The sequence below is a fragment of the Sphingobacterium sp. UBA7625 genome (assembly GCF_002484085.1).
GTDB classification, from domain to species: domain Bacteria; phylum Bacteroidota; class Bacteroidia; order Sphingobacteriales; family Sphingobacteriaceae; genus Sphingobacterium; species Sphingobacterium athyrii.
Genome location: NZ_DLJD01000034.1, coordinates 1 through 20194 on the forward strand (window position 1 = coordinate 1; position 20194 = coordinate 20194).

General features: G+C 39.1%; 20 protein-coding genes. 10 read left to right on the forward strand and 10 right to left on the reverse strand.

Annotated elements, in window-relative coordinates; all coding sequences use genetic code 11:
* The first annotated feature begins 175 nt into the window (after nt 1–175).
* Nucleotides 176–298, forward strand: coding sequence for a heavy metal-binding domain-containing protein (locus B4G94_RS15805; RefSeq protein WP_286860014.1), 123 nt, complete (start codon nt 176–178; stop codon nt 296–298).
* Between the two features lie 38 nt (nt 299–336).
* On the opposite strand, the gene B4G94_RS15810 is transcribed toward B4G94_RS15805, so the two are convergent.
* The 7 genes from B4G94_RS15810 to B4G94_RS15840 all read right to left on the reverse strand — a co-directional run bounded on the left by B4G94_RS15810 (nt 337) and on the right by B4G94_RS15840 (nt 10370).
* Nucleotides 337–657, reverse strand: a complete 321-nt coding sequence (locus B4G94_RS15810) for a DUF6122 family protein (protein ID WP_286860016.1) — start codon at nt 655–657, stop codon at nt 337–339.
* A gap of 122 nt (nt 658–779) precedes the next feature.
* Nucleotides 780–1859 (reverse strand): TlpA family protein disulfide reductase, encoded by a 1080-nt coding sequence (locus B4G94_RS15815; RefSeq protein ID WP_286860018.1) that lies wholly within the window; start codon nt 1857–1859, stop codon nt 780–782.
* A 306-nt stretch (nt 1860–2165) separates the two neighbouring features.
* A complete protein-coding gene (locus B4G94_RS15820; protein WP_286860019.1) occupies nt 2166–3287 on the reverse strand; it encodes a TlpA disulfide reductase family protein in 1122 nt (373 codons plus the stop codon).
* A 19-nt stretch (nt 3288–3306) separates the two neighbouring features.
* On the reverse strand, nt 3307–4716 hold the full coding sequence (locus B4G94_RS15825; RefSeq protein ID WP_286860020.1) for a RagB/SusD family nutrient uptake outer membrane protein: 1410 nt from the start codon (nt 4714–4716) through the stop codon (nt 3307–3309).
* Nucleotides 4717–4729: 13 nt separating this feature from the next.
* Nucleotides 4730–8320, reverse strand: a complete 3591-nt coding sequence (locus B4G94_RS15830; RefSeq protein WP_286860021.1) for a SusC/RagA family TonB-linked outer membrane protein — start codon at nt 8318–8320, stop codon at nt 4730–4732.
* 198 nt (nt 8321–8518) lie between these two features.
* Nucleotides 8519–9631, reverse strand: coding sequence for a FecR family protein (locus tag B4G94_RS15835; protein WP_286860023.1), 1113 nt, complete (start codon nt 9629–9631; stop codon nt 8519–8521).
* A 133-nt stretch (nt 9632–9764) separates the two neighbouring features.
* Nucleotides 9765–10370 (reverse strand): RNA polymerase sigma factor, encoded by a 606-nt coding sequence (locus tag B4G94_RS15840; RefSeq protein WP_286860025.1) that lies wholly within the window; start codon nt 10368–10370, stop codon nt 9765–9767.
* 391 nt (nt 10371–10761) lie between these two features.
* Here B4G94_RS15840 and B4G94_RS15845 point away from each other — a divergent pair, with 391 nt between their 5' ends.
* The 8 genes from B4G94_RS15845 to B4G94_RS15880 all read left to right on the forward strand — a co-directional run bounded on the left by B4G94_RS15845 (nt 10762) and on the right by B4G94_RS15880 (nt 16218).
* Nucleotides 10762–11631 carry a helix-turn-helix domain-containing protein gene (locus B4G94_RS15845; protein ID WP_286860027.1) on the forward strand — a complete coding sequence of 290 codons (870 nt, stop codon included), beginning with the start codon at nt 10762–10764 and terminating at the stop codon, nt 11629–11631.
* 120 nt (nt 11632–11751) lie between these two features.
* A complete protein-coding gene (locus B4G94_RS15850) occupies nt 11752–12180 on the forward strand; it encodes a DUF1330 domain-containing protein (RefSeq protein ID WP_286860029.1) in 429 nt (142 codons plus the stop codon).
* Between the two features lie 19 nt (nt 12181–12199).
* The gene (locus B4G94_RS15855) at nt 12200–13267 is read left to right on the forward strand and encodes an alpha/beta hydrolase family protein (RefSeq protein WP_286860031.1); all 1068 of its coding nucleotides are present in this window, start codon (nt 12200–12202) and stop codon (nt 13265–13267) included.
* Between the two features lie 150 nt (nt 13268–13417).
* Nucleotides 13418–14110: an NAD(P)H-dependent oxidoreductase gene (locus B4G94_RS15860; RefSeq protein ID WP_286860032.1), complete on the forward strand. Its 693-nt coding sequence runs from the start codon at nt 13418–13420 to the stop codon at nt 14108–14110.
* A 37-nt stretch (nt 14111–14147) separates the two neighbouring features.
* The gene (locus tag B4G94_RS15865; RefSeq protein ID WP_286860033.1) at nt 14148–14789 is read left to right on the forward strand and encodes an NAD(P)H-dependent oxidoreductase; all 642 of its coding nucleotides are present in this window, start codon (nt 14148–14150) and stop codon (nt 14787–14789) included.
* A gap of 9 nt (nt 14790–14798) precedes the next feature.
* The gene (locus B4G94_RS15870; RefSeq protein ID WP_286860035.1) at nt 14799–15350 is read left to right on the forward strand and encodes an alcohol dehydrogenase catalytic domain-containing protein; all 552 of its coding nucleotides are present in this window, start codon (nt 14799–14801) and stop codon (nt 15348–15350) included.
* The gene (locus tag B4G94_RS15875; RefSeq protein WP_286860037.1) at nt 15283–15801 is read left to right on the forward strand and encodes a zinc-binding dehydrogenase; all 519 of its coding nucleotides are present in this window, start codon (nt 15283–15285) and stop codon (nt 15799–15801) included. Before B4G94_RS15870 ends, B4G94_RS15875 begins: the two co-directional genes overlap by 68 nt.
* Before the next feature lie 54 nt (nt 15802–15855).
* On the forward strand, nt 15856–16218 hold the full coding sequence (locus B4G94_RS15880; protein WP_286860039.1) for a DUF6122 family protein: 363 nt from the start codon (nt 15856–15858) through the stop codon (nt 16216–16218).
* 120 nt (nt 16219–16338) lie between these two features.
* On the opposite strand, the gene B4G94_RS15885 is transcribed toward B4G94_RS15880, so the two are convergent.
* From B4G94_RS15885 to B4G94_RS15895, 3 genes are all read right to left on the reverse strand, one after another.
* Nucleotides 16339–16941 (reverse strand): flavodoxin family protein, encoded by a 603-nt coding sequence (locus B4G94_RS15885; RefSeq protein ID WP_286860041.1) that lies wholly within the window; start codon nt 16939–16941, stop codon nt 16339–16341.
* 16 nt (nt 16942–16957) lie between these two features.
* Complete coding sequence (locus B4G94_RS15890; protein WP_286860043.1) at nt 16958–17998, reverse strand: alpha/beta hydrolase; 1041 nt, start codon at nt 17996–17998, stop codon at nt 16958–16960.
* A 112-nt stretch (nt 17999–18110) separates the two neighbouring features.
* Complete coding sequence (locus tag B4G94_RS15895) at nt 18111–19088, reverse strand: aldo/keto reductase (RefSeq protein WP_286860045.1); 978 nt, start codon at nt 19086–19088, stop codon at nt 18111–18113.
* A 188-nt stretch (nt 19089–19276) separates the two neighbouring features.
* Between B4G94_RS15895 and B4G94_RS15900 the strand changes: the two genes are divergently transcribed.
* Nucleotides 19277–20182, forward strand: coding sequence for a helix-turn-helix domain-containing protein (locus tag B4G94_RS15900; protein WP_286860047.1), 906 nt, complete (start codon nt 19277–19279; stop codon nt 20180–20182).
* Nucleotides 20183–20194: the final 12 nt, after the last annotated feature.

Consider the following 20194-nt stretch of genomic DNA (forward strand, 5'->3'; position numbering starts at 1 on the left):
TATGGTAAGTATCCCTATAAATACCCACTACAGGCCAGCGATTATAAACCAATATCGTAGCCTAACAAAGTGTGTAATAGTCTAGCTAGTTAATATTGACAAACATATTAATTCAGAATAAATAATGTATATTAGGCTTGGGTATTAACCATGCCTGATTGAAAAGTTTAATCCCATGATAGTAACCACGACCAATTCCATCGAAGGGAGGGAGATTTCAGGATATAATGATCCAATAGCAGCCAATGTTGTCATCGGTACCAATATCTTTAGTGATGCAATCATTTTCCTAAAGTAGGTAGAACCCACCCGGCAACACAAAAATATTGTAAAAAGTTAATGCCATTGGCAATCCTGCCAGTCGGTAATCATATGAAGTAGTAAGCCTACAGCAATGATTCTAGTTTTTGGGAAAAATAGCAGTGTAATGTAGACGGCGATTGCATAATAAGAATGTAGAGGATGAAAACCAATGCTGCATCTCTCAGGGTCGAAAATGGGTGTAGCCAATAGATGGTCAAGATCAACTAGCATAGTTGCAATCATAATAATCCAAGCGCGCTTCCATTGATCTTTAAAAAAAACAAATGCGACGAGCCCTGGGGCTAAGAAATGAAGGCTATAGTGTAATAAAGGTTGTAAAATTTCGATATTCATAAATGATAACAGTAAAAACGTCAAACTCTAATTCAAGATAGCTTCTCCATAAATTTAAGTAACAAAAATAGCAGAAGTCTAAATAAATTAAATTTAAAGACTTCTGCTATTAGTTTTCAATGTTAGTTCTTTTTAATATATTCAATTATTGCAGAAAGTTCTGCGACCAATTTATCGTCACCACCTCCAAAGCCGGTGCCGCGATAACGTATAAAACCTTTTGGGTCTATTATAAATTTAGCAGGTATACCATCTACCCCAAATTGTGAAATGGTATGATTTACACCTGTTTTGTTATCTTTTAGATCCATGTAAAGATCAAATTTGTAGTTTTTCTCTCTCAAGTAACTAGTTGCGTCTTGGACTGGATTTTTCGATCGTTCCCAAGTGTGTATAAATAAGAACTTTACACTTGGGTCGGTTGCAAATTTGTCTACTGCCTTTTGCATTGCAGGAAAAGACTTTTTGCATGGGCCACACCAAGTAGCCCAAAAATCCAGAATGATGTATTTTCCTTTGAAATCTGCTAAACTATAAACTTTTCCCTTCGCATCCGTTATTTTGAAATCAGGAGCTTTTTCTTTGACAATATCTTTTGCGATATCCGTCGCGATCTTCTCGTTCAGCTTTGATTGGATACCATTTAAATATTGATCAAAATCATTTGACGGAAAAAGCTTTTTAAATGATAGCGCAAGTTCAGTTTTTAATTCGTCATTCCCTTGACCCTTACGGATTAAGCTGTCAAAAATAACAAATGATTTTTCATACTGTTGGTTTAAGGATAATAGCTTCGCATATTTATTCAAAAAATCATCACTTTTTTCTTGTCGGAATAAAAAGACACGTTCTATCTCATTTAATGCTTTAGGGTAATCCCGTAATTCCATATGGATATCGGAATATATTTCCAATAAATCGTAATATTCTTTCGGATTATCTTTCTCGATATTAAATTCAGCAAGTTTTTTATCAAAAAGACTCTTCATCCGCCGGGGGGCACTCTTTATTAACATAGGGCCACATAATTTCAAGATCATATCTTTCATCTGTGGATCTTCAATTTTGCCCCAATACTTAATAAAATGTTCTAGGCTTCTACTCTTGGCTGCCCTGTCAGCTACTACCGGGTAAAGATTTATTACCTGCTGTTTATCAAACCTTTTTACAAATTCATCAAATAATCTTTCCACTTCAACCATATCAGATTGCTGATGAAGATGCAAAGTCGCTTGTATCGCTGCAGCTTCCCCGTGGGGATATTTTTTTGATATGATATCTGTAACGTTATTGACATTTGCAATATCCTGTTTGATCCTGTAAAACTGCAATACAGAATTAGCATCCTCTTCAGAGCCATCGAGCAAAGAATCTATGGACCGATCAAGCGCCGCGGGATCCTTTGTAGCCAAAAGATCTGCAGTAGCATGTTTAAGTTGCTGTGCAAAACAACTTTGCTGTATCCAAAGCGTGCAAACAAAGATGATTATAAAATTTTTAATCATCTTCTATAATTTTGATCTGTAGTCAACTAATTTCTTTTTATATTCTTCGATTGTATAATCGAAAACGCGACCTTGAAAGTTAGGATCTTTCAGTTCTTCCTGTCCTTTGCTTATTGCTTTTTCCATTGCATCCACGGCCATCTTATAGTCACCCATTTTGCTATATGTCAGAGCAAGCTTTTCAAATAACATGGATACTTTTTGTTTTTCAGCTTCAAATAATTGTGCTGCTTTTTTGTAAGCTTCTTTTGACAATCCATCCTTATCCGTGATGGTGACAGCAAGCATAGCGGCATAAGAAGAACTGTCTTCTTTTAGCAATTCATCTGCGTATTTCATTGCATCTGCTTCCGCTTTATTATCAAGTAAAATCTTAAACTTCTGAAATTTCAGTGCGTACTTCATAACAGGTAGTTCAATGACCCCTTCATCAATTAGTTTAAAGGCTAAGTCGTAATCTTTTGCTTCAGCTGCGGCGTTGACACCTTTAAAAATTCTACTAATTTTTTCACGTTGTTCCTGTTCTTTTGAATGTTCCTTTTCATGCTTTTTCTGATAGGCGATCGGATCAAAAGAACCACTGATAATATCATTGATCACTTCCTCTATTTTCATAGGATGACCAATCCACTGTATAATGTTGTTTTTAACAATAAAGGTCGTAGGAATTCCTTCTTGTCCTGCAGGAACAAGCCATGTTTTAGATATGTCCTGAGCGTTATTGTCTGCAATAACGTTATACGCCATGCGGTCACCGCTAGAATTTACAAAGCGTTCAACGGCGGGCAGAGATGACTCATAAGGTTTGCTACCTACTTTTTCCCACACATTGGCGCCGATAAATGTGGCTTTTCCTTCATATTTTTTAGCCAGCTCGGAGAGATGTGGCATGGCAGCAACGCATGGACCGCACCAGGTTGCCCAAAATTCAAAAACATAGACATGGTTTTCTTTAAATTCCTTGATTTCCTTACCCTTAATCCATTTGGCATAACGCAGTGGTGGTAATTTAGATCCAACAGCCAGCTTGGCTTTCTCTTGTGCATGTAGACTAGCAAAGAATAGGAGTCCGATCAAAATCATGCTCAATTTCACAATAGTGATTTGTTTTAGATTATTTTTCATATTACTGTTTTTATGTCGTTTAATAGTTTTGTTGTAATGTTGGATTAAAGTTTGTCGCACTTTGTGGGAAAGGAAAGATCCACATTGCAGATGTTGGGGACAAGCTATAGGTTTTCCCGTTTATTGTACGTTGCGTTTGTACCGAATATTTTCCCTCTTTGTTCCAGCGTTTGATATCGGCAAAATTTCTCCAGGTAAATAAGAATTCGATTCGATTTGCTTTTTGTAGCAATTGCATTGCTTGAGCTTCATTTGATGCTGAAATGGGATTGTAAGGAAAGACTCTTCGGATACGGATCTCATTTATAATATCCATTGCCGAAGAAATCTGCTCCATACGGATAAGTGCTTCGGCTTTAATGAGTTTTAAGTCTGAAGTCGTCATTCCAGCGGCATTTTGCTGATAAGCAATAGCGAAAAACATGGGTATACCCGGAAGTCCGGAAAGTATCTGTCCGTAAGTATAATCATATGTAGTTGTATGGTCTTTTATTATATTCCCCGGCTCGTAGTAATTATTTAAGATTTCATAGGTCGGTGAAAAGGTATTTGGCCAAGCTTTACCAAAATAGGCATATAATAAATTATCGGGGGCAGTTAACCCATCACGGGCAACCTCAAGACCAGATCCTCCATTGCTGGTTGGCAAATAAGGACGGTGATCTTCTAATACGTTGTTATATTTTAGTCCAATATCCGCTGCCTCTAAGGCTCCAGCATAATCACGCATTGACAGAAGAATACGTGCTTTCACCGCATAAGCAAATGCTTTGCCCACACGCATATTATTTTTTGGTTTATCGGGTAAAGATTGTAAATCCAGTGCTGCATTTACATCGGCTACCATTTTGTTATAGACTTCCTGCACTGTTTTTTTTGTATTTGTTTCGCTAAGAGCTATATCTTCCACATAGGGAATTCCTCCATCTATGGTCGCTGTGGCTGGATCGTAAGCTTTTGCGTAAATATTGACTAGGATATAATGCATATAAGCTCTGACGATTAAAGCTTCCGCCTTTAGCTGGCGGATTAAATTTGGATCTCCACTTGCTTCATCTGCTTTAGTCAGCACAATATTAGCAACGCGTGAGATAATTTCATACAGTCCTTCATATGCCCCATCAGTTCCCGTTAAGTCAGCTCTATTGATGGATTCATCATAGGTCAATAGGGCGTAATTGAGGTTTTTTACATTGCCATTGATTATATTTGGAACATTAGCGGCTTGTGGATACATGTCGTTTATCAAAACAGACTGATTAAGCGAATTAAATCCGCTACCGGAGTAATTAACGTTCATTAATAAATCTAAATCATTTGCGGTAGATAGCAGGTTTTTACCTTTTGGCGATATATCAGTATATTTTTCACAGCTGCCAAAAAATAACAGCATTGCTGCGGCAGATACGATATTTATGAAACTTTTCATTCTATATATTTTGTTAAAAGTTAGCACTTAGACCCATTACATAAGAGATCGGAACCGGCATGCCCATTGTTTCAGGATCGATTTTCAGACCATTCTTTTTTGTCCATATCGTTGCTGGGTTGTTCAGTTGGAATCTAAATTTAACAGTGTTGGCTTTTATTTTTGAGATCAACGACTGCGGAAGGCTATAACCAAGGACAATATTTCGGATCTTTATGAAATCTGATGGACGTACACCTATATTTGCAAATTGATATTGAGTTGTCGAGGAGATCTCCCGATAATACTCACCACTTCCAGGTACATCTGTGTCCGTGTTTTCAGGTGTCCAACTCCTTAGTAAATAGTTTGGTAATGCCCTGTTATATGGGCCCTGCATCAGCTCTGGAGTAGGGTAAGGTTGTGTTCTGAAAAAATGACCACCGTAGTAAACAGCAAAAACACTTAAGGAGAAGCCTCTGTAATTTAAGTCATTATTTAACCCTAAATTGATTTTCGGATCAGTTCCTCCAGAAAATACCATAGCATCAATATCCGATGCATTTAGTGATTGTGTAGTTGTACCTCCGCTTGCATTAAACCATTGCGGTGCTCCTTGATCATTCAATCCTGCAAAAGGAAAGGAGAAAAGAGATCGTACAGGATAGCCTTCTTTAAATCCTTCTCCCATTGCGAGGGCAATCGGTGCCCTAGTCACTTGATCCACATATGTTATTTTATTACGGTTATATGATGCAATTAAATTTGTAGCCCAAGAGAAATCATCATTTGTTTTGGGTTGGAACCAAGCATACCCCAAGCTTCCCTCAATTCCGTTGTTTACCATACTAGCATTGTTAATGACCATGGATGAAAAGCCTTCTGATGGATCCATTCTTCTATTGGCTAAGAGATCTGTACCACGTCTCCTATACCAATCAATAGTACCTTTTACTTTACTTTTCCATAGGTAAAAATCAATTCCCAAGTTAATAGTCTCTGTTTTTTCCCAACGCAGAAAAGGATTGGGCGGCGTTGAAACGGAGGCATTTGGTAGTCTCGTTTCTTCATTGATTCCAGTGCTTGCAGCTAGTATGGCTGGTGTCGTGGGGTCCATGTTACCGGTGAGTCCAAAGGAAGTTCTAATCTTTAAAAAATCTATAAACGAATATTGGTTAATGAAGTTCTCTTTTGAGGCTATCCAGGAAGCTCCTAGAGACCAAAGTGGTCTTCCACGATATTTTTTATCCCCACCAAATAAGTCAGCATAATCTTTTCGAACAGAACCAAATGCATTATATTTTCCATCGAAAGTGTAAGTTAGGTTTGCATACGCGGATGCGAATTTGTGCCAATCTTCTACAATAATACCTAAATTTTCTGCCAGTGTTGGATAGTCAAACTGTTGCGGATTGTAGCCAGGTGTCAGGAAACTGGAAGTAACATTATACAAGTCGCCAAAATTTACATTAGCTGTACTATGAATCTGTAACTGCTCATCATACCCTAACAAAAGTCCTCTAGTACCACCATATCGTGTTTCACGAAATTCTGCTCCAACTAATGCATTTATTGAATGTTTACCAAATTCTTTAACATAATCCGCCTGCCCTCTAGCAGTATAGCTGCTTTCCTTGGCATTTATAGTTGTGAGCATACCTCCCCGTGGCAATAGATTGGTGTAGGTATATGCCCCTGGAGTCCCCGTCCGTTGGGTATATACATTATGTAACCACCGCATCTGGTAGCTTTCGGTTTCAGCGTAAGACGAATTATCCGTACGGTTGTCTTCATACTGCAGCATTGGACGTATCGTCAGCCCCGGAACTACCTTAATATTGAAATTAATATGGTAGCGTGTGTTTAATTTTGAAATAGTGTTAAAATCGCGACCGAGTTCTTCCAGATGGTTGAAATGTGTTGAAAACAACTCAGGAGTAGTTTCAGTGATATTGTTGTATGCATTATAATAAATCCTTAGATCCGACGGATTTCCATCCGCATCATATAGGCTCATATATGCTGGCGCACTTAGAGGGTCAATAGCAAATCTACTATTGTGCTGTCTCGTTTTACCGATAACGCTGTTCACGCCGTATTCTACATCAAACCAATTGGCAAACTTGTACGAGCCTTTGTAGAAAAGATTGAACTGTCGATCGAAGGCATTTATAATGCCGCCATTGTCTGTTCGATAGTTTATGACTAGATTATTTTGCGATTTCCCCGAATTCGTCCTTATTGCAATATTATGCTGTTGTAAAAATTCATTACGCAGCGCATATTTTTTGTAGTCCTTCAAGAAATCATTTTCTTTATACTTGTTGAGTAATTCATCTAGCTGGGACTGACTGAATTTTGTAGGATCTGATTTAAATCTGTAAAAGGCGTAATGGATGGGTGTAATCATACGACCTTGTGCAACAGAAGATTCAAATGAACCGATGGGATCCTGAATTGTGCCTCCGGCACCATTGAACCACCATTCGCTGTATTTCCTTTCATAATCCACCTGTTCAGACGCTGTCATCATATTCTGATAACTATAGTCGGGCTTGTTCGTGACTGTTAAGTTTGAATTTAATTCAACAATTGTTTTACCAACCTGGTTGGCATTTTTTGTAGTTACTACAATGACACCGTTCGACGCTCGTGCCCCATATATCGCAGCTGCGGCAGCATCCTTTAATATAGTGATATTTTCAACATCATAGGGATTGATATCCGCAATTGACCCTTCGATAGGCAGTCCATCCACGACGACCAATACACCCATGTTGGCCTGCATTGTGCTCACGCCCCTAATTGTTGTTACGCCTTGATACTGAATTAGTCCAGGGACAGTTGCTTCAAGATTATCTAAAATATTTACCGCATTACGTTTCTCCAACTCTTTTCGATTCATCGTTGCCACAGATCCAACAACGTTTTCCCGACTAATCTTTTGATAACCGGTATTGACTATGGAAACTTCTTCCAAGGTCCCTACGAGTGCAGATAACTGAATAATTAAATAATCTTTCCCAGTAAGGTGGGCAGATGATACAGTAAATTCGCGTGACTCATATCCTAAAAAAGTGACGATTAGAACATCTCCAGAAACCAAATCACGTAGCGAAAAGGCACCGGTCTTTTGGGTTAAGGAAACAACTTGCTTTCCTTTAACTTTCACGGTAGCGCCAGACAAGGGAGCTCCCCGTTCATCCGTAACAACTCCAAAGAACTCCTGTTGTCGTGATGGGTTCATCTTCTGCTCCCGTGGCTTAGGATTGTTCTTTGAAAATACGACAGAGTGTCCCTGAATAGAATAACTGATGTCCGTATTTACAGTAATTTTTTTAAGAACTTCATCCAGACTTATATTTTTTACATTCAAATCAATTTTCTCAGATCTGTTAAATATTTCCCGGTCTAATACAAAATCATAACCTGTCTGTTTCTGTAACTGGTCGATGATAGTTTCCAGGGAGGCATTTTTCTTATTTATAGAAACAATCTGTCCGAAGGTTTTCCCGGACACGTGGGTTATAAAAATAGTCATTAAGACAACGATCAATTTCATAATGAGCAATACTTTAGCTGGCTTTACGATATACCGAACTGAATAAATAAAAGTATTTTCCATACCTTTGATAATGGGTTAGTTTCTGTACTAAAATTGGGTTAGTTGGTCAATTAAATGTATAGATTTACTTAACCATTTGGCCGTAAAGTGGTGGTACACTTTACGGCTTTGTCAAGTACATCTTACGCATTTGATTCTTTAAGGTCTTTCTCTTTTCTTTTTCATAATTTTTAGGTTGTTAATGTAAAACATAGGTTTTTATTGAGTGATATATACTTTGCGCTCCTTTATAATAAAGTTTACTTTATTGGTACGTTCTAGCTGTGAAAGTACTTGCTGTAAAGTATTATTTCGTGAAACACGACCCCATAATTTTAGACCCTTTGGCGCGGACGATGTGAATTCAATTTCTACATCATACCAACTGGCCAGCATGGCCATTGTTGTTTCAAGATCTCCATCAAAAGTAAAATAGCCATCCTTCCATGCAACGACTTTTTCGACGGATTCTTTACGAACTGCTAATTGACCGTTATGGTTTATCGACTGCTGGCCTGGACTCAAATTTCGTGTTTCTGTATGTGTTAAGACATTTACAGAACCTTCCAACAGAGTAGTTTTAATATTATCTTTCTGGTAGGCATTGATATTGAAATGAGTACCTGTAACCTGTACTTTCTGTTTGGCAGTTTCAACCAAAAAAGGAAGCCGATCTTTAGCAATTTCGAAATATCCTTCTCCTTCTAGGATTACTTTGCGTATACCGTTATGTTTAAAATTTGTATTGAAAGTCAAACTCGACGCTGCGTTCAACCACACCTTGGATTTATCTGGAAGAATCACCATATAGGTTTCACCGTTTGAAGTGGATAATTTATTAATACTACTTGCCTCAGTACCATGAGATGAATTCTCGTAAACTAAAAAACCATCCTGTGACTTGTAAATGGAGATGCCTTCGTCCTTTGTGATTTTCCCAATAGTTAGTTCTGCTAATTTGATCTGCCGGCCGCTAGAGAGTGTTAAAGTAGCTCCGTTTTTACCCGGAAGAATTTCCTGTTTGACATAATCCTTAGCTTCTGAGTCGTATTTCTGTTTCATCAAAAAGTAAAGAATGCTAATACTTGAGATTATCAATAATGCTGCAGCAACTTTAAAAATACCAAGCTTAAAGGTTGGGCGTTTATATTCAGGAATAATTGCTGTCCACATTTCTGATTTAATTCTTTCGTAATTTTCATCCTTAGTTTGTTTGGAAATATTTGATAACATTTTTTTTGCATACCATTCCTCAACAACTTGTTTTTCAAGCTCGCTGGCATTACCCTCCAAGTATTTGGATAAAAGATCGCGTCCGGATTTATTGTCCATAATAATTTAGTTATACATCTAAATTGTTTGTCATATATTAAGTAATACCCTTGAAGGAGATCAAGGGAGTATAAGAATTAAAAAAAAAGTAATTTTAATTTAATAATAAGGTGATAAGAGGCCGATAGTAATTTTACAGATTTCTAAATAGAGCCAAGAAAATCAATCCATAGGTGTTATAGTTCGATAGTCGTGTTCGTAGGATACGAAGCGAATTTTGAACTTGTTTTCTTACAGTTGTCTCACTTATATTTAATCGCTGCGCAATTTCCTTATGCGAAAGATTTTGGACACGACTTAATTGAAAGACTTCTTGCATCTTAGAAGGAAGCTTGGCGATTTCTTCGGTGACAAGCATCATTAATTCTTTTTCATCCAATTTGTCTATTGTATCGTAGCTTGCCAAAGTCCAATATTTACCCAATTCATTAAGGTAATCACTTCTTGTTTTTCCTTTTTGAATAAGCTTTAAAACCTTGTTTCGCGAAGCAATAAATAAATATCCGGCAAGATTTTCTTCGCTTTTGAGATTATCAGTCCTCGCCCAAATCGAAGCAAATAGGTCTTGGACTATATCTTTCGAAGAGTCTTCATCAAGTAGAATGCTATTAACTTTGTAATAAATGGTGATGGCGTAACGGTCATATATTTCTGTGAAAGCAAGACGATCTTGTTTCTTAACTAAAGATATAAGCTCACCATCTGAAAGGTCTTTGTAGTTGATTTTATTTGTGAGCATTATCATCTTTTCATTCCAACTTTTGTAATTATTTTATTTGTTCGCAGGTCTGGATTTTTCACCTATGCAATGTAAATTTAGAAAATTATAAGACAATTTTTGTGTTTGGGATTCTAAAATAGTATTATTTTATCAACCATACTGAATTTATCGTGTTTTTCGATGAAAATATTACAAAAAATAAATTTGTTAAAAAAATAATTTAATTTGATCAAAGATCTATCAGTTAAAGACTCAGTAATGATGCGTACGGCATCTGCTAATCCAAAAATTCTTTGTAAATCATTTTCTAAAATACAGAAATCAAATATGGTAAAGGCTTCATCTGAATTTTTACTGATATAACTTAAATATTATTCAATGCAAAAACTCAATTTTGTAACTTTGTGTAATGAAAAAATTTGTAGACTTCCATTCTTATAATCAATATCTTGGTTTAGATAGCCCGCTGAACAATGATATCGACGTAGGCTATTACGCTCCTGAAAAAATGCTACTAAAATCAGAACCGATCATAGTCGATTTTTACAGGATTTCTATAAAAATTGGGTATGTAAATAAATTTGACTCTGAAGCAAAACCTTTTAATGCAGTATTTTTCAACAGCCCGGAAATTGCTGTAGGTTGGGATGTTGTTCCAACCTACACAGGTATGTATGTGCAACTTTCAAAAAAAATAATCGAAGAGAACCGGAATCTTTTCAAAACCTATCTTGACTACGGACAGCACGAAGCATTGTATCTGACCAACGAAGAGGTAGAAGAAATTAGCACCGTATTTCATTTAATGATCAAATACTATGAAAGGGAAAATAGAAATTTTACAGTATTACTGTCTTATGTAAATCTACTCATTTCATTGGTAGAGGCATTTTACAAACGACAATTTTCTACCGACCCCAAAATGTACAATCGTATAATTACCGATTTTCAGCATGAGTTAATCCATTATTACAACCAGCCAGTTTCCCAACTGCCAAGCGTTCAGTACTTCGCAGACAAATTGGGACTTACATCAAATTATCTAGGCGACATAGTAAAGCATTTTACCAAGAAGTCTGCTCTTGAAAACATCCACGAGTTTGTGATTAAAAAAGCTAAAGAACTATTGGAGCAGAATATAGAAATGAATACGACAGAAGTAGCTTATGATCTGGGATTTGAATACCCTAACTATTTTTCAAAATTCTTTAAAAAGCAAGTTAACATGACGCCTAAGGAATATAGACAACAAGCTATTGTAAAAAACAGAGTTCTCTAAACAGTAATCTTTCGCTATCAGTAGTTTGTTTCTTTTTTAGTAGTATTTTGTTTCCTAAGCTTTTAGGATACCGTTCTAATTTTGTCTGACTCAGTTTAACTTTTAAAACGATCAGACAAAATGAAAAATAACAGCAAATCTATTCTGTCTGCCATTTTTGGAATGGCAGTTGTTTTTTTGGCTACTTCTTGTGACCAAGGTTCCCAAAAAGATAAGACCGCTGTAGATTCTTCCAACGAGCCGGTGACCGAACAGGCACATGGGTATCTTGTCGGCAACTACACAATCAGCGATCAGGCAGGTTATCTCCAATACAGAAAAGCTACGGAGCCGATTCTTGCAAAGTACAATGGTAAAACCATCATTTACGATGCAAATGTAAAAACACTGGAAGGAAATCCAAGTCCTGTCATTGACGTTACCGAATTTTCTTCACCTGCCGATGCAGAGAAATTCTACAATTCACCCGAATATACTGCCGCCAAGAAATTCCGTATTGCCTCAACAGAGAACAGCATCACCGTACTTGCAAGTTCACTATCCAAATAATCATTTAAAAAAATATTACATGAAAGACAATCATAAAAATACAGCAAAGGAAAATGAGCAGGGCGGTCTGAACCGCCGAAGCTTTATGAGCAGAACTACTCTGATCGGGGCCGGTCTTGCTCTAGGACCATTCTCTTGGCTTTCAGCTTCTGCCAAAACAGTTGATAGCACACCAATAGAAAATAATCCGGGGACAGGTTCGGATGATTTCATCAATGGAATGGCAGAAATGATGGCACATTCTACCCGTACCCCTATATTGAGGACGCCGGGTGAATATGGCATGGAGCATGAAGAAATCTTTTTCCAGGCTATGGACGGCGTAACAATCGAAGGATGGTTCATACCGGGCACCTCAGATAAACTACTCATATTCAACCACCCGATGCCCTGCAACCGCTATGGTTATCCGGGGCATCTTGACCCATGGAAAAACTTTGGCGGCTTTGAAGTGAATTTCCTTCCCGAATACAAGATCCTGCACGATGCAGGATACAACATCCTGACCTACGATATGCGTAACCATGGTCGAAGCGGTATAGGAAGTGGCGGTGTAAATGGTCACGGACTGTTGGAGTACCGTGATGTCATAGGTTCACTACGCTATGCCAAATCCCGTCCGGATACAAAAAAAATGAAGGTGGTACTATATAGCCGCTGTCTTGGTGCCAATGCGACAATTGTAGGTATGAAGAAACATCCAGAAGAATTTAAACATGTCAAAGGACTGATCGCTCTGCAACCTGTAACACCTGCTGTATTCGTTCAAAAGGCGGTGGAAAACCAAAAAATTGCCAACGGGATGGAACTGTTCGATACAGCGTTCCATATAAAAACAGGCTTTCACATTGCTGACGTATGGCCAATCGATTATTCCAGTGCAGTGACCCTGCCAACATTTGTTGCACAGGTTAAGGACGACTTGTCAACAAGGCAGTCAAATGTTCAGGAAATATATGATAAGATGTCTGCAAAAGACAAAACACTATTTTGGATCGAAGGGACCGATCAACGTTTCCAAGGGTATAATTATTTCGGTAAAAACCCGCAACTGATATTGGACTGGCTCCAAAAACACATGGGTTAACATAGGTAAAAGAATCCTTCATCATACAAAGAACGTCCACAAAAAGGGCGCTTTTTTATTATCTGTAATTTGTTTCTTTTTTAGTGGTAATCTGTTTCCTTAATGGTCAGTGATACCTTTTAATTTTACCAAATTAAAAATATAGAAATAATGAGACAAAGAATGTTTTTTATAATGGCTATCATGCTGTTTTCAATCAGCACGAAAGTGCTTGCACAAAATCAGGACAAGGGTGATACCGCCAAACAGAAGACGGTACTGATCATCAATGCACATTTGACCTATCCGGGATGGTCCGAGGGTACGCTTAACAGATCTTTTGTGGATAAAGCAAAGGAATACTTTGTCTCCCAATCCTACAAAGTTTTGGAAACGAAAATTGAAGATGGTTATAATCCTGACGAAGAGGTTGAAAAGCACCTGCAGGCAGACATCGTAATCCTCCAAACACCTGTTAACTGGATCAGTACGCCCTGGATCTATAAAAAATATGTGGATGAGGTTTTCAACAGCGGATTGCACAGTAAGAAATTCCTTGCTGGTGACGGCCGTGTTGCAGGAGACCCCAGCAAGCATTATGGCACAGGTGGAAAAATGCAGGGCAAGAAGTTCATGATCTCAGCAACCTGGAATGCCGCTGAAAAGGATTTCAATGACAAATCACAATATCTTTTCCAGGGAAAGGGGCCTGCGGATGTTTTCTATAACATTACTACGAATTATCGTTTCTCAGGTTTCGATATCCTTGAGGGATACAACTGTTTCGATATATTCCGCAGCAAGCGTATTAAAGAAGACCTGGACAACTATCCGGCCCACCTTAAAAAAGTACTTGGGCTTTAAACTAAATTTTAAAAAGAACAATCAAAGATTTTAATACATGGAGACAATAAAAAACGTACTGCTGATCAATGCACATCTTACCTATCCAAACTGGTCGGAAGGAACTTTGAACCGCTCATTCATCGCGATAGCAAAAGAATTTTTCCTTTCCAAAGGATACCAGGTTTTAGAAACTACCATTGAAAACGGATATGAAGCGGATGAAGAGGTAGAAAAGCACTTAAAGGCAGATATCATAATACTACAAACACCCATCAACTGGTTTGGAGCCCCTTGGATCTACAAAAAATACGTAGATGAAGTCTTCAATAGCGGTCTGCACAGTGCAAAATTCCTTGCGGGAGATGGACGCACGAAAGAAGATGCGAGCAGGCAATATGGAACGGGCGGTAAAATGCAGGGTAAAAAATTTATGGTCAGTGCGACCTGGAATGCCCCCGAAGAATCGTTTGGCAATCCTTCACAGAGGCTTTTCGAAGGGGAAACCACTGCCGGTTTCTTTAAACAGTTTACCAGCAACTACCGTTTTTGTGGTGTGGATATTGTGGAAGATTACAACTGTTTTGATATCTTCAAAGATGGCGATATCAAAAAAAGTTTACAGGACTATCCTTCGCATTTAGCAAAGGTTTTTGCTGTAGAAGAAATGGTAAATTCCGAACAAATTATAAATCAATAATTAATCTGAATGAAATCAATAGTTGTAAATGGAGGTTATGGGGTTGATAGGATCTCACTGTTGGCGCAAGATATCCCATCAATAAATGAGAGTGAAATACTTGTCAAAGTAATGGCCGTGTCTTTAAACCAATTAGACCTGATGCTGGCCAAGGGAGCCTTTGAAAAACCGCTGCCACATATACTAGGATCAGACGCTGTAGGAGTTGTGGAGCAAATCGGCAGCAAGGTCACGGCCTTTAAAACGGGCGACCGTATATCCACACACTACATACAGGGCTGGCAAAAAGGAGAATTAAAACCCGAAGACCTGAAAACACGTCTTGGTATTGAGCAACGTGGCGTATTTTCGGAATATATTGCAGTACCGGAAGAATTTCTGGTCGCCGCACCATCCAATCTGACCTTTGAGGAGGTTGCTGCTACGCCTTTTGGCGGGTGTAACCGCTTGGGAAGCCATTTCAAATGTCGGAGAACTAAAGGCGGGACAAATTGTGCTGTTGCAAGGTACCGGTGGTGTTTCCATCTTCGCCCTGCAATTTGCAAAGGCAAAAGGAGCTAAGGTAGTGATCCTTTCGGGCAGTGATGAAAAATTGAAAACGGCAAAAGAACTGGGAGCAGATGTGACCATTAACTATGTTTCGGAACCTGAGTGGGCCGAGAAAGTGCTTGATGCAACGGGCGGTTTAGGAGTAGACTTGGCACTGGAAATGTCCTGGACAGGAATTTCCCAAACCTTAAAGGCTACAAAATTTGGAGGCAGAATTACCGTTGTCGGTATGCTTGGCGGTATCAGTGCTGAAATATCCGTACTGGATGTAATGCTGAAAAGCATTTCCATAACCGGAGTACAGGCCGGCTCAAAAGCTTCTTTTGAAGCCATGAACGAATTTATCGAGAACAGTCACATCAAACCCGTAATCGACAAGGTATTCCCGTTGTCTCTATCCAGTGAAGCTTTCCGCCATTTTGATGAAGGAAAGCATATTGGCAAGGTGATTGTTCAGTTTTAATCCACTAAATATTTAATGTAATTCGTCAGTTCTCATATGGAACTGAATTTATAAATGGATGAAAATTTTAAATTAATACAGACGATAGTGCATTATAGCCTGCATTTTTTAGCACCGGGCCTACTTGCATACTTATTTTTTCGGTCCCAATGGAAGCGGGCGTGGCTGATCATGCTTGCAACGATGTTGATCGATCTGGATCACCTGCTTGCAACCCCTATTTTTGACCCTAATCGTTGCAGCGTTGGGTTCCATCCCCTGCACAGCTACTATGCAATTGTAGTTTACTTTATATTACTGCTGTTCAAAAAAACAAGGATCATTGCAGTAGGACTTTTGTTTCACATCTTTACCGACTGGCAGGATTGTTACTTTCCAGATCTCGTCTCTGCTTTTTTTAGTTCACATAGACAGTAGCGTAAAAAAAATAGATAGGCTGTATTTTAAGATGCAGGTCAACCAAAAGAGGGTTCCAATTTATGGAACCCTCTTTTGTAACAATGTGTAAAATAATATCAGATTGCTCAGGAGCCTGCTTTACTGCAACAGATTGATCTTTCTAAGCCAGGTCTTTACCTGTTTATCAGCCTCTATTTCCTTCCTGTCTTTTATCGCAAGCAGGATACCATCTTTTTCCTTACCGCCCAGGATCGTAAATCCTTCCAGAACGGTGCTTTCCGCACAGAGCTCCTTAACCGTATCAAAAGTACTTCCTACACCGTAACCAGCATTTGTGTTGAATGGTATTACGGTCTTTCCGCTAAGATTATACTGTTTTAAAAAACTACGTATTGGAGGTGGAAGTTTCATGCCCCATGTGGGGAATCCGACAAATACCACATCATAATTGTCGATGCTGTCTATTTTTGTTTTTAAGGGAGGCAAAAATCCAGTCCGCTGCTCCATTGACATCTGATCTACGGTTGCTTTATAATCTTCGGGATAAGGTTTTTCCAATTCGAGGGCTACCAATTTTCCGCCAACATTTTTATGGATCAGATTGGCAACAGCCTTTGTGTTGTTCGTTCTGGAAAGGTACACGATCAGTATCTTCTTATCTGAAGTCGATTTTTGTGCCTGTGCACATCCTGATGAAAGGAAAATCAGTATCAGTGCGGGGATTAAAAAAGCTATTCTCATATTACTGATTTAATATTTAAAGGTTCTTTCCGTAGAAATCGGTCAGTTTCTCTACGATCGGTGCGACATATTCGGGTTTCCAATACAGATCTATATGCGTAGCACCATCTATTTTATACAGTTCCTTTGGCTCTTTTGCTAAATTATAGGCACGCTCGCTGAAATAATAACTATCCGCAATGCTTCCGGCAATAAGGAGCAATGGTCGTGGTGAAATCAATTCAACGTGGTCCAGCGCGGTAAAATTCATCAGTTTATCCAGACTTGTGAAAAGGTATTTATTAGGAGCTGTTTCCTGTTTGTGTGTAACCCTATAATACTCATAGCCCTCGATGTACATTCTATTGGCATTGGCCGGTAGGTCTTCTTTCGAATTCGCTACATAATTGTTGTATCTTTTTTCTCCGCCATTAGCTTCGATAGTTCTTTGTTTTGCTACGTCATCCAGTCTTTGCTGAATGGTAGATGTCAAAGAGCCATTCATACCATTTCTGCGAAGATCTCCACCGTCCACCATACTGATGGTGGCTACTGCTTTGAAGCGGTGTTCGGTCTGTGCCGCGTGGATAACATAGCCTCCGCCTGCACAGATTCCAAGCACGCCAACTTTTTCAGGGTCTATGTAATCTTGTATGGTGATGTAATCGGCAGCGGCACGAAAATCCTCGGTACGTGCTTCCGGATCATCCAAAAAGCGTGGCTGGCCACCGCTTTCACCCTGATAGGAAGCATCAAAAGCCAGCGTGACAAACCCTTTTTCAGCCAATTTCTGTGCATACAGACCTGCTGTCTGTTCTTTAACTCCACCATTCGGGTGTCCTACTACGATCGCAGGGTATTTTTTGTGCTTATCAAAATCTTTTGGCAGATAGAGGTTTCCCACTATCGTGATGTCCCTATTGGGAAAAGTTACCCTTTCCATGGTTGTCGTAGTCGGTATCGCATTTGCAGTATTTGTGACTTTCTTCGTACCTGCTTTAGTTTGTGCTTCTGCCATTGGTAAGGTACCCAACATCATCATGCATATACCCAACGATCTTATCTTTATATTTTTCATTTCTTTCTAATTTTGTTTACATGTATCAATTGTTTGCGTCAAGCTGCCTAGTAACTATTGTCTCTGCCCATGATTTGACGGGCAGAGACAATAGTATTTCAAATAGACAATATTAGCGGTCGATTGCAGCCATGCTCGCTTCATTGTGGCGTTCGCCGGAAGCTGGGGTAAGGTTATTCAGGCGTTCCAATTGAGAAGGACTTAAATTGATGCTATCGGCAGCTGTGTTCTCTTCCACACGCGCTACCCGCCTTGTACCGGGTATCGGTGCAATATCATTGCCCTGTGCCAGTAGCCATGCAAGAGCGATCTGCGCATTGGTAGCTCCAAGTTCGTCAGCAATGGCTTTTACTTCTGTTACGATTCCCAGGTTACGTTGGAAATTCTCTCCCATGAAACGTGGGTTGTTCTTACGCCAGTCATTGTCTGCAATCTGTTCAGGCGAGGTAATCTGACCTGTAAGGAAACCATGACCCAGCGGTGAATACGGGACAAAACCTATACCTAATTCTCTTAACAAGGGAAGCAGTTCCGCTTCCGGATCACGGGTCCATAGCGAATATTCTGTCTGAAGTGCAGTAATCGGGTGTACGGCGTGTGCACGGCGGATGGTATTCACTCCAGCCTCTGAAAGCCCGATGTATTTGATCTTACCTTCTTTTACCAGCTCCGCCAATGTACCTACGGTTTCTTCGATAGGTGTTTTGGGATCTACCCTGTGCTGGTAGTAGAGGTCTATATAATCCGTACCCAATCGCTTCAATGAACCTTCAACAGCTGTACGTATATTTGCCGGACTGCTATCCATAACACCGACGCCACCTCCAGCATGCGAAATAAATCCGAATTTGCTGGCGATCACAACCTGGTCGCGTCTCCCTTTAAGGGCTTTACCCACCAGTTCCTCATTGGTATAAGGACCATAGATTTCTGCTGTATCGATGTGGGTTATCCCCAATTCCAGAGCACGGTGGATGGTACGTATTGACTCTTCATCACTTCCTGTGCCTATATCATAAAAACCTGACATCGACATGGCACCCAATCCTAAACGGGACACTTCAAGGTTCCCAATTTTGATATGTTTCATAATTACACTTTTAATTGTTTGTATCAACCGGCAATCTGCCAGTTAATTTATAATACAAATTTCGGCTTAAGTTTCGGCTCTTGAGTTATACGGATTACGGTATTACTTACCAATTTAACGGATTGATCTTGCCGTCGATACAGCGTAAAGAAGAATTCGTAAATTTGTAGTATATAAAATGGGAAAGGATGGCAAATTCATTCAACTTTGACACGGTTCATAAATACAATGATTTCAATAAGCATGAAACATTGCATCCGATGGTCAGTGTACTTGACTTTTCAAAAGCTGATCCAAGGACGGGTAGCCGAATGAATTTTGGTATATATGCCATCTTTTTAAAGGAGGTGGATTGCGGAGACCTTAGATATGGACGTGAGCTTTACGATTATCAGGACCGTACTTTGGTGTTCTGTGCTCCGGGTCAAATTATCGACATAGTTAATGACGGTACTTATTACCAACCTAAGGGACATGGACTGGTGTTTCATCCGGACCTGATGTTGGGAACAGGTCTTGCAAAAAAGATGGATCAATACCATTTTTTTAATTACCATTCAAATGAGGCTTTGCACCTCTCTGCACGTGAACGTGAGCTTATTCTGGATTGTTTTTCAAAGATAGAATATGAACTGCAACAATCCATCGATAAGCATAGTAAGGAAATCATTGTTTCCAATATTGAGCTGTTTCTGAACTACTGCATTCGGTTCTATGACCGTCAGTTTATCACCCGGGAAAATGTAAACAAAAACATCCTTTCAAAATTTGAAAATCTTTTGAAAACCTATTTCAGTTCCGGTAGTGCAAAAGAGATAGGCCTGCCATCTGTGGCTTATTTTGCAGAACAGTTACACCTGTCACCCAATTATTTTGGCGATTTAATAAAAAAAGATACTGGTAAAACTGCCCTGGAATACATTCATGCAAAGGTTGTGGAAGAGGCTAAAGAAAAAATATATGACGCCGATCTATCATTAAGCGAAATTTCATATGGGCTGGGGTTTAAGTATCCCCAGCATTTTACCCGATTTTTCAAACAGCATGTAGGGATCAGCCCTACTGAATTCAGACAGACAATTTCAGCGAATTAATAATAATTCTGT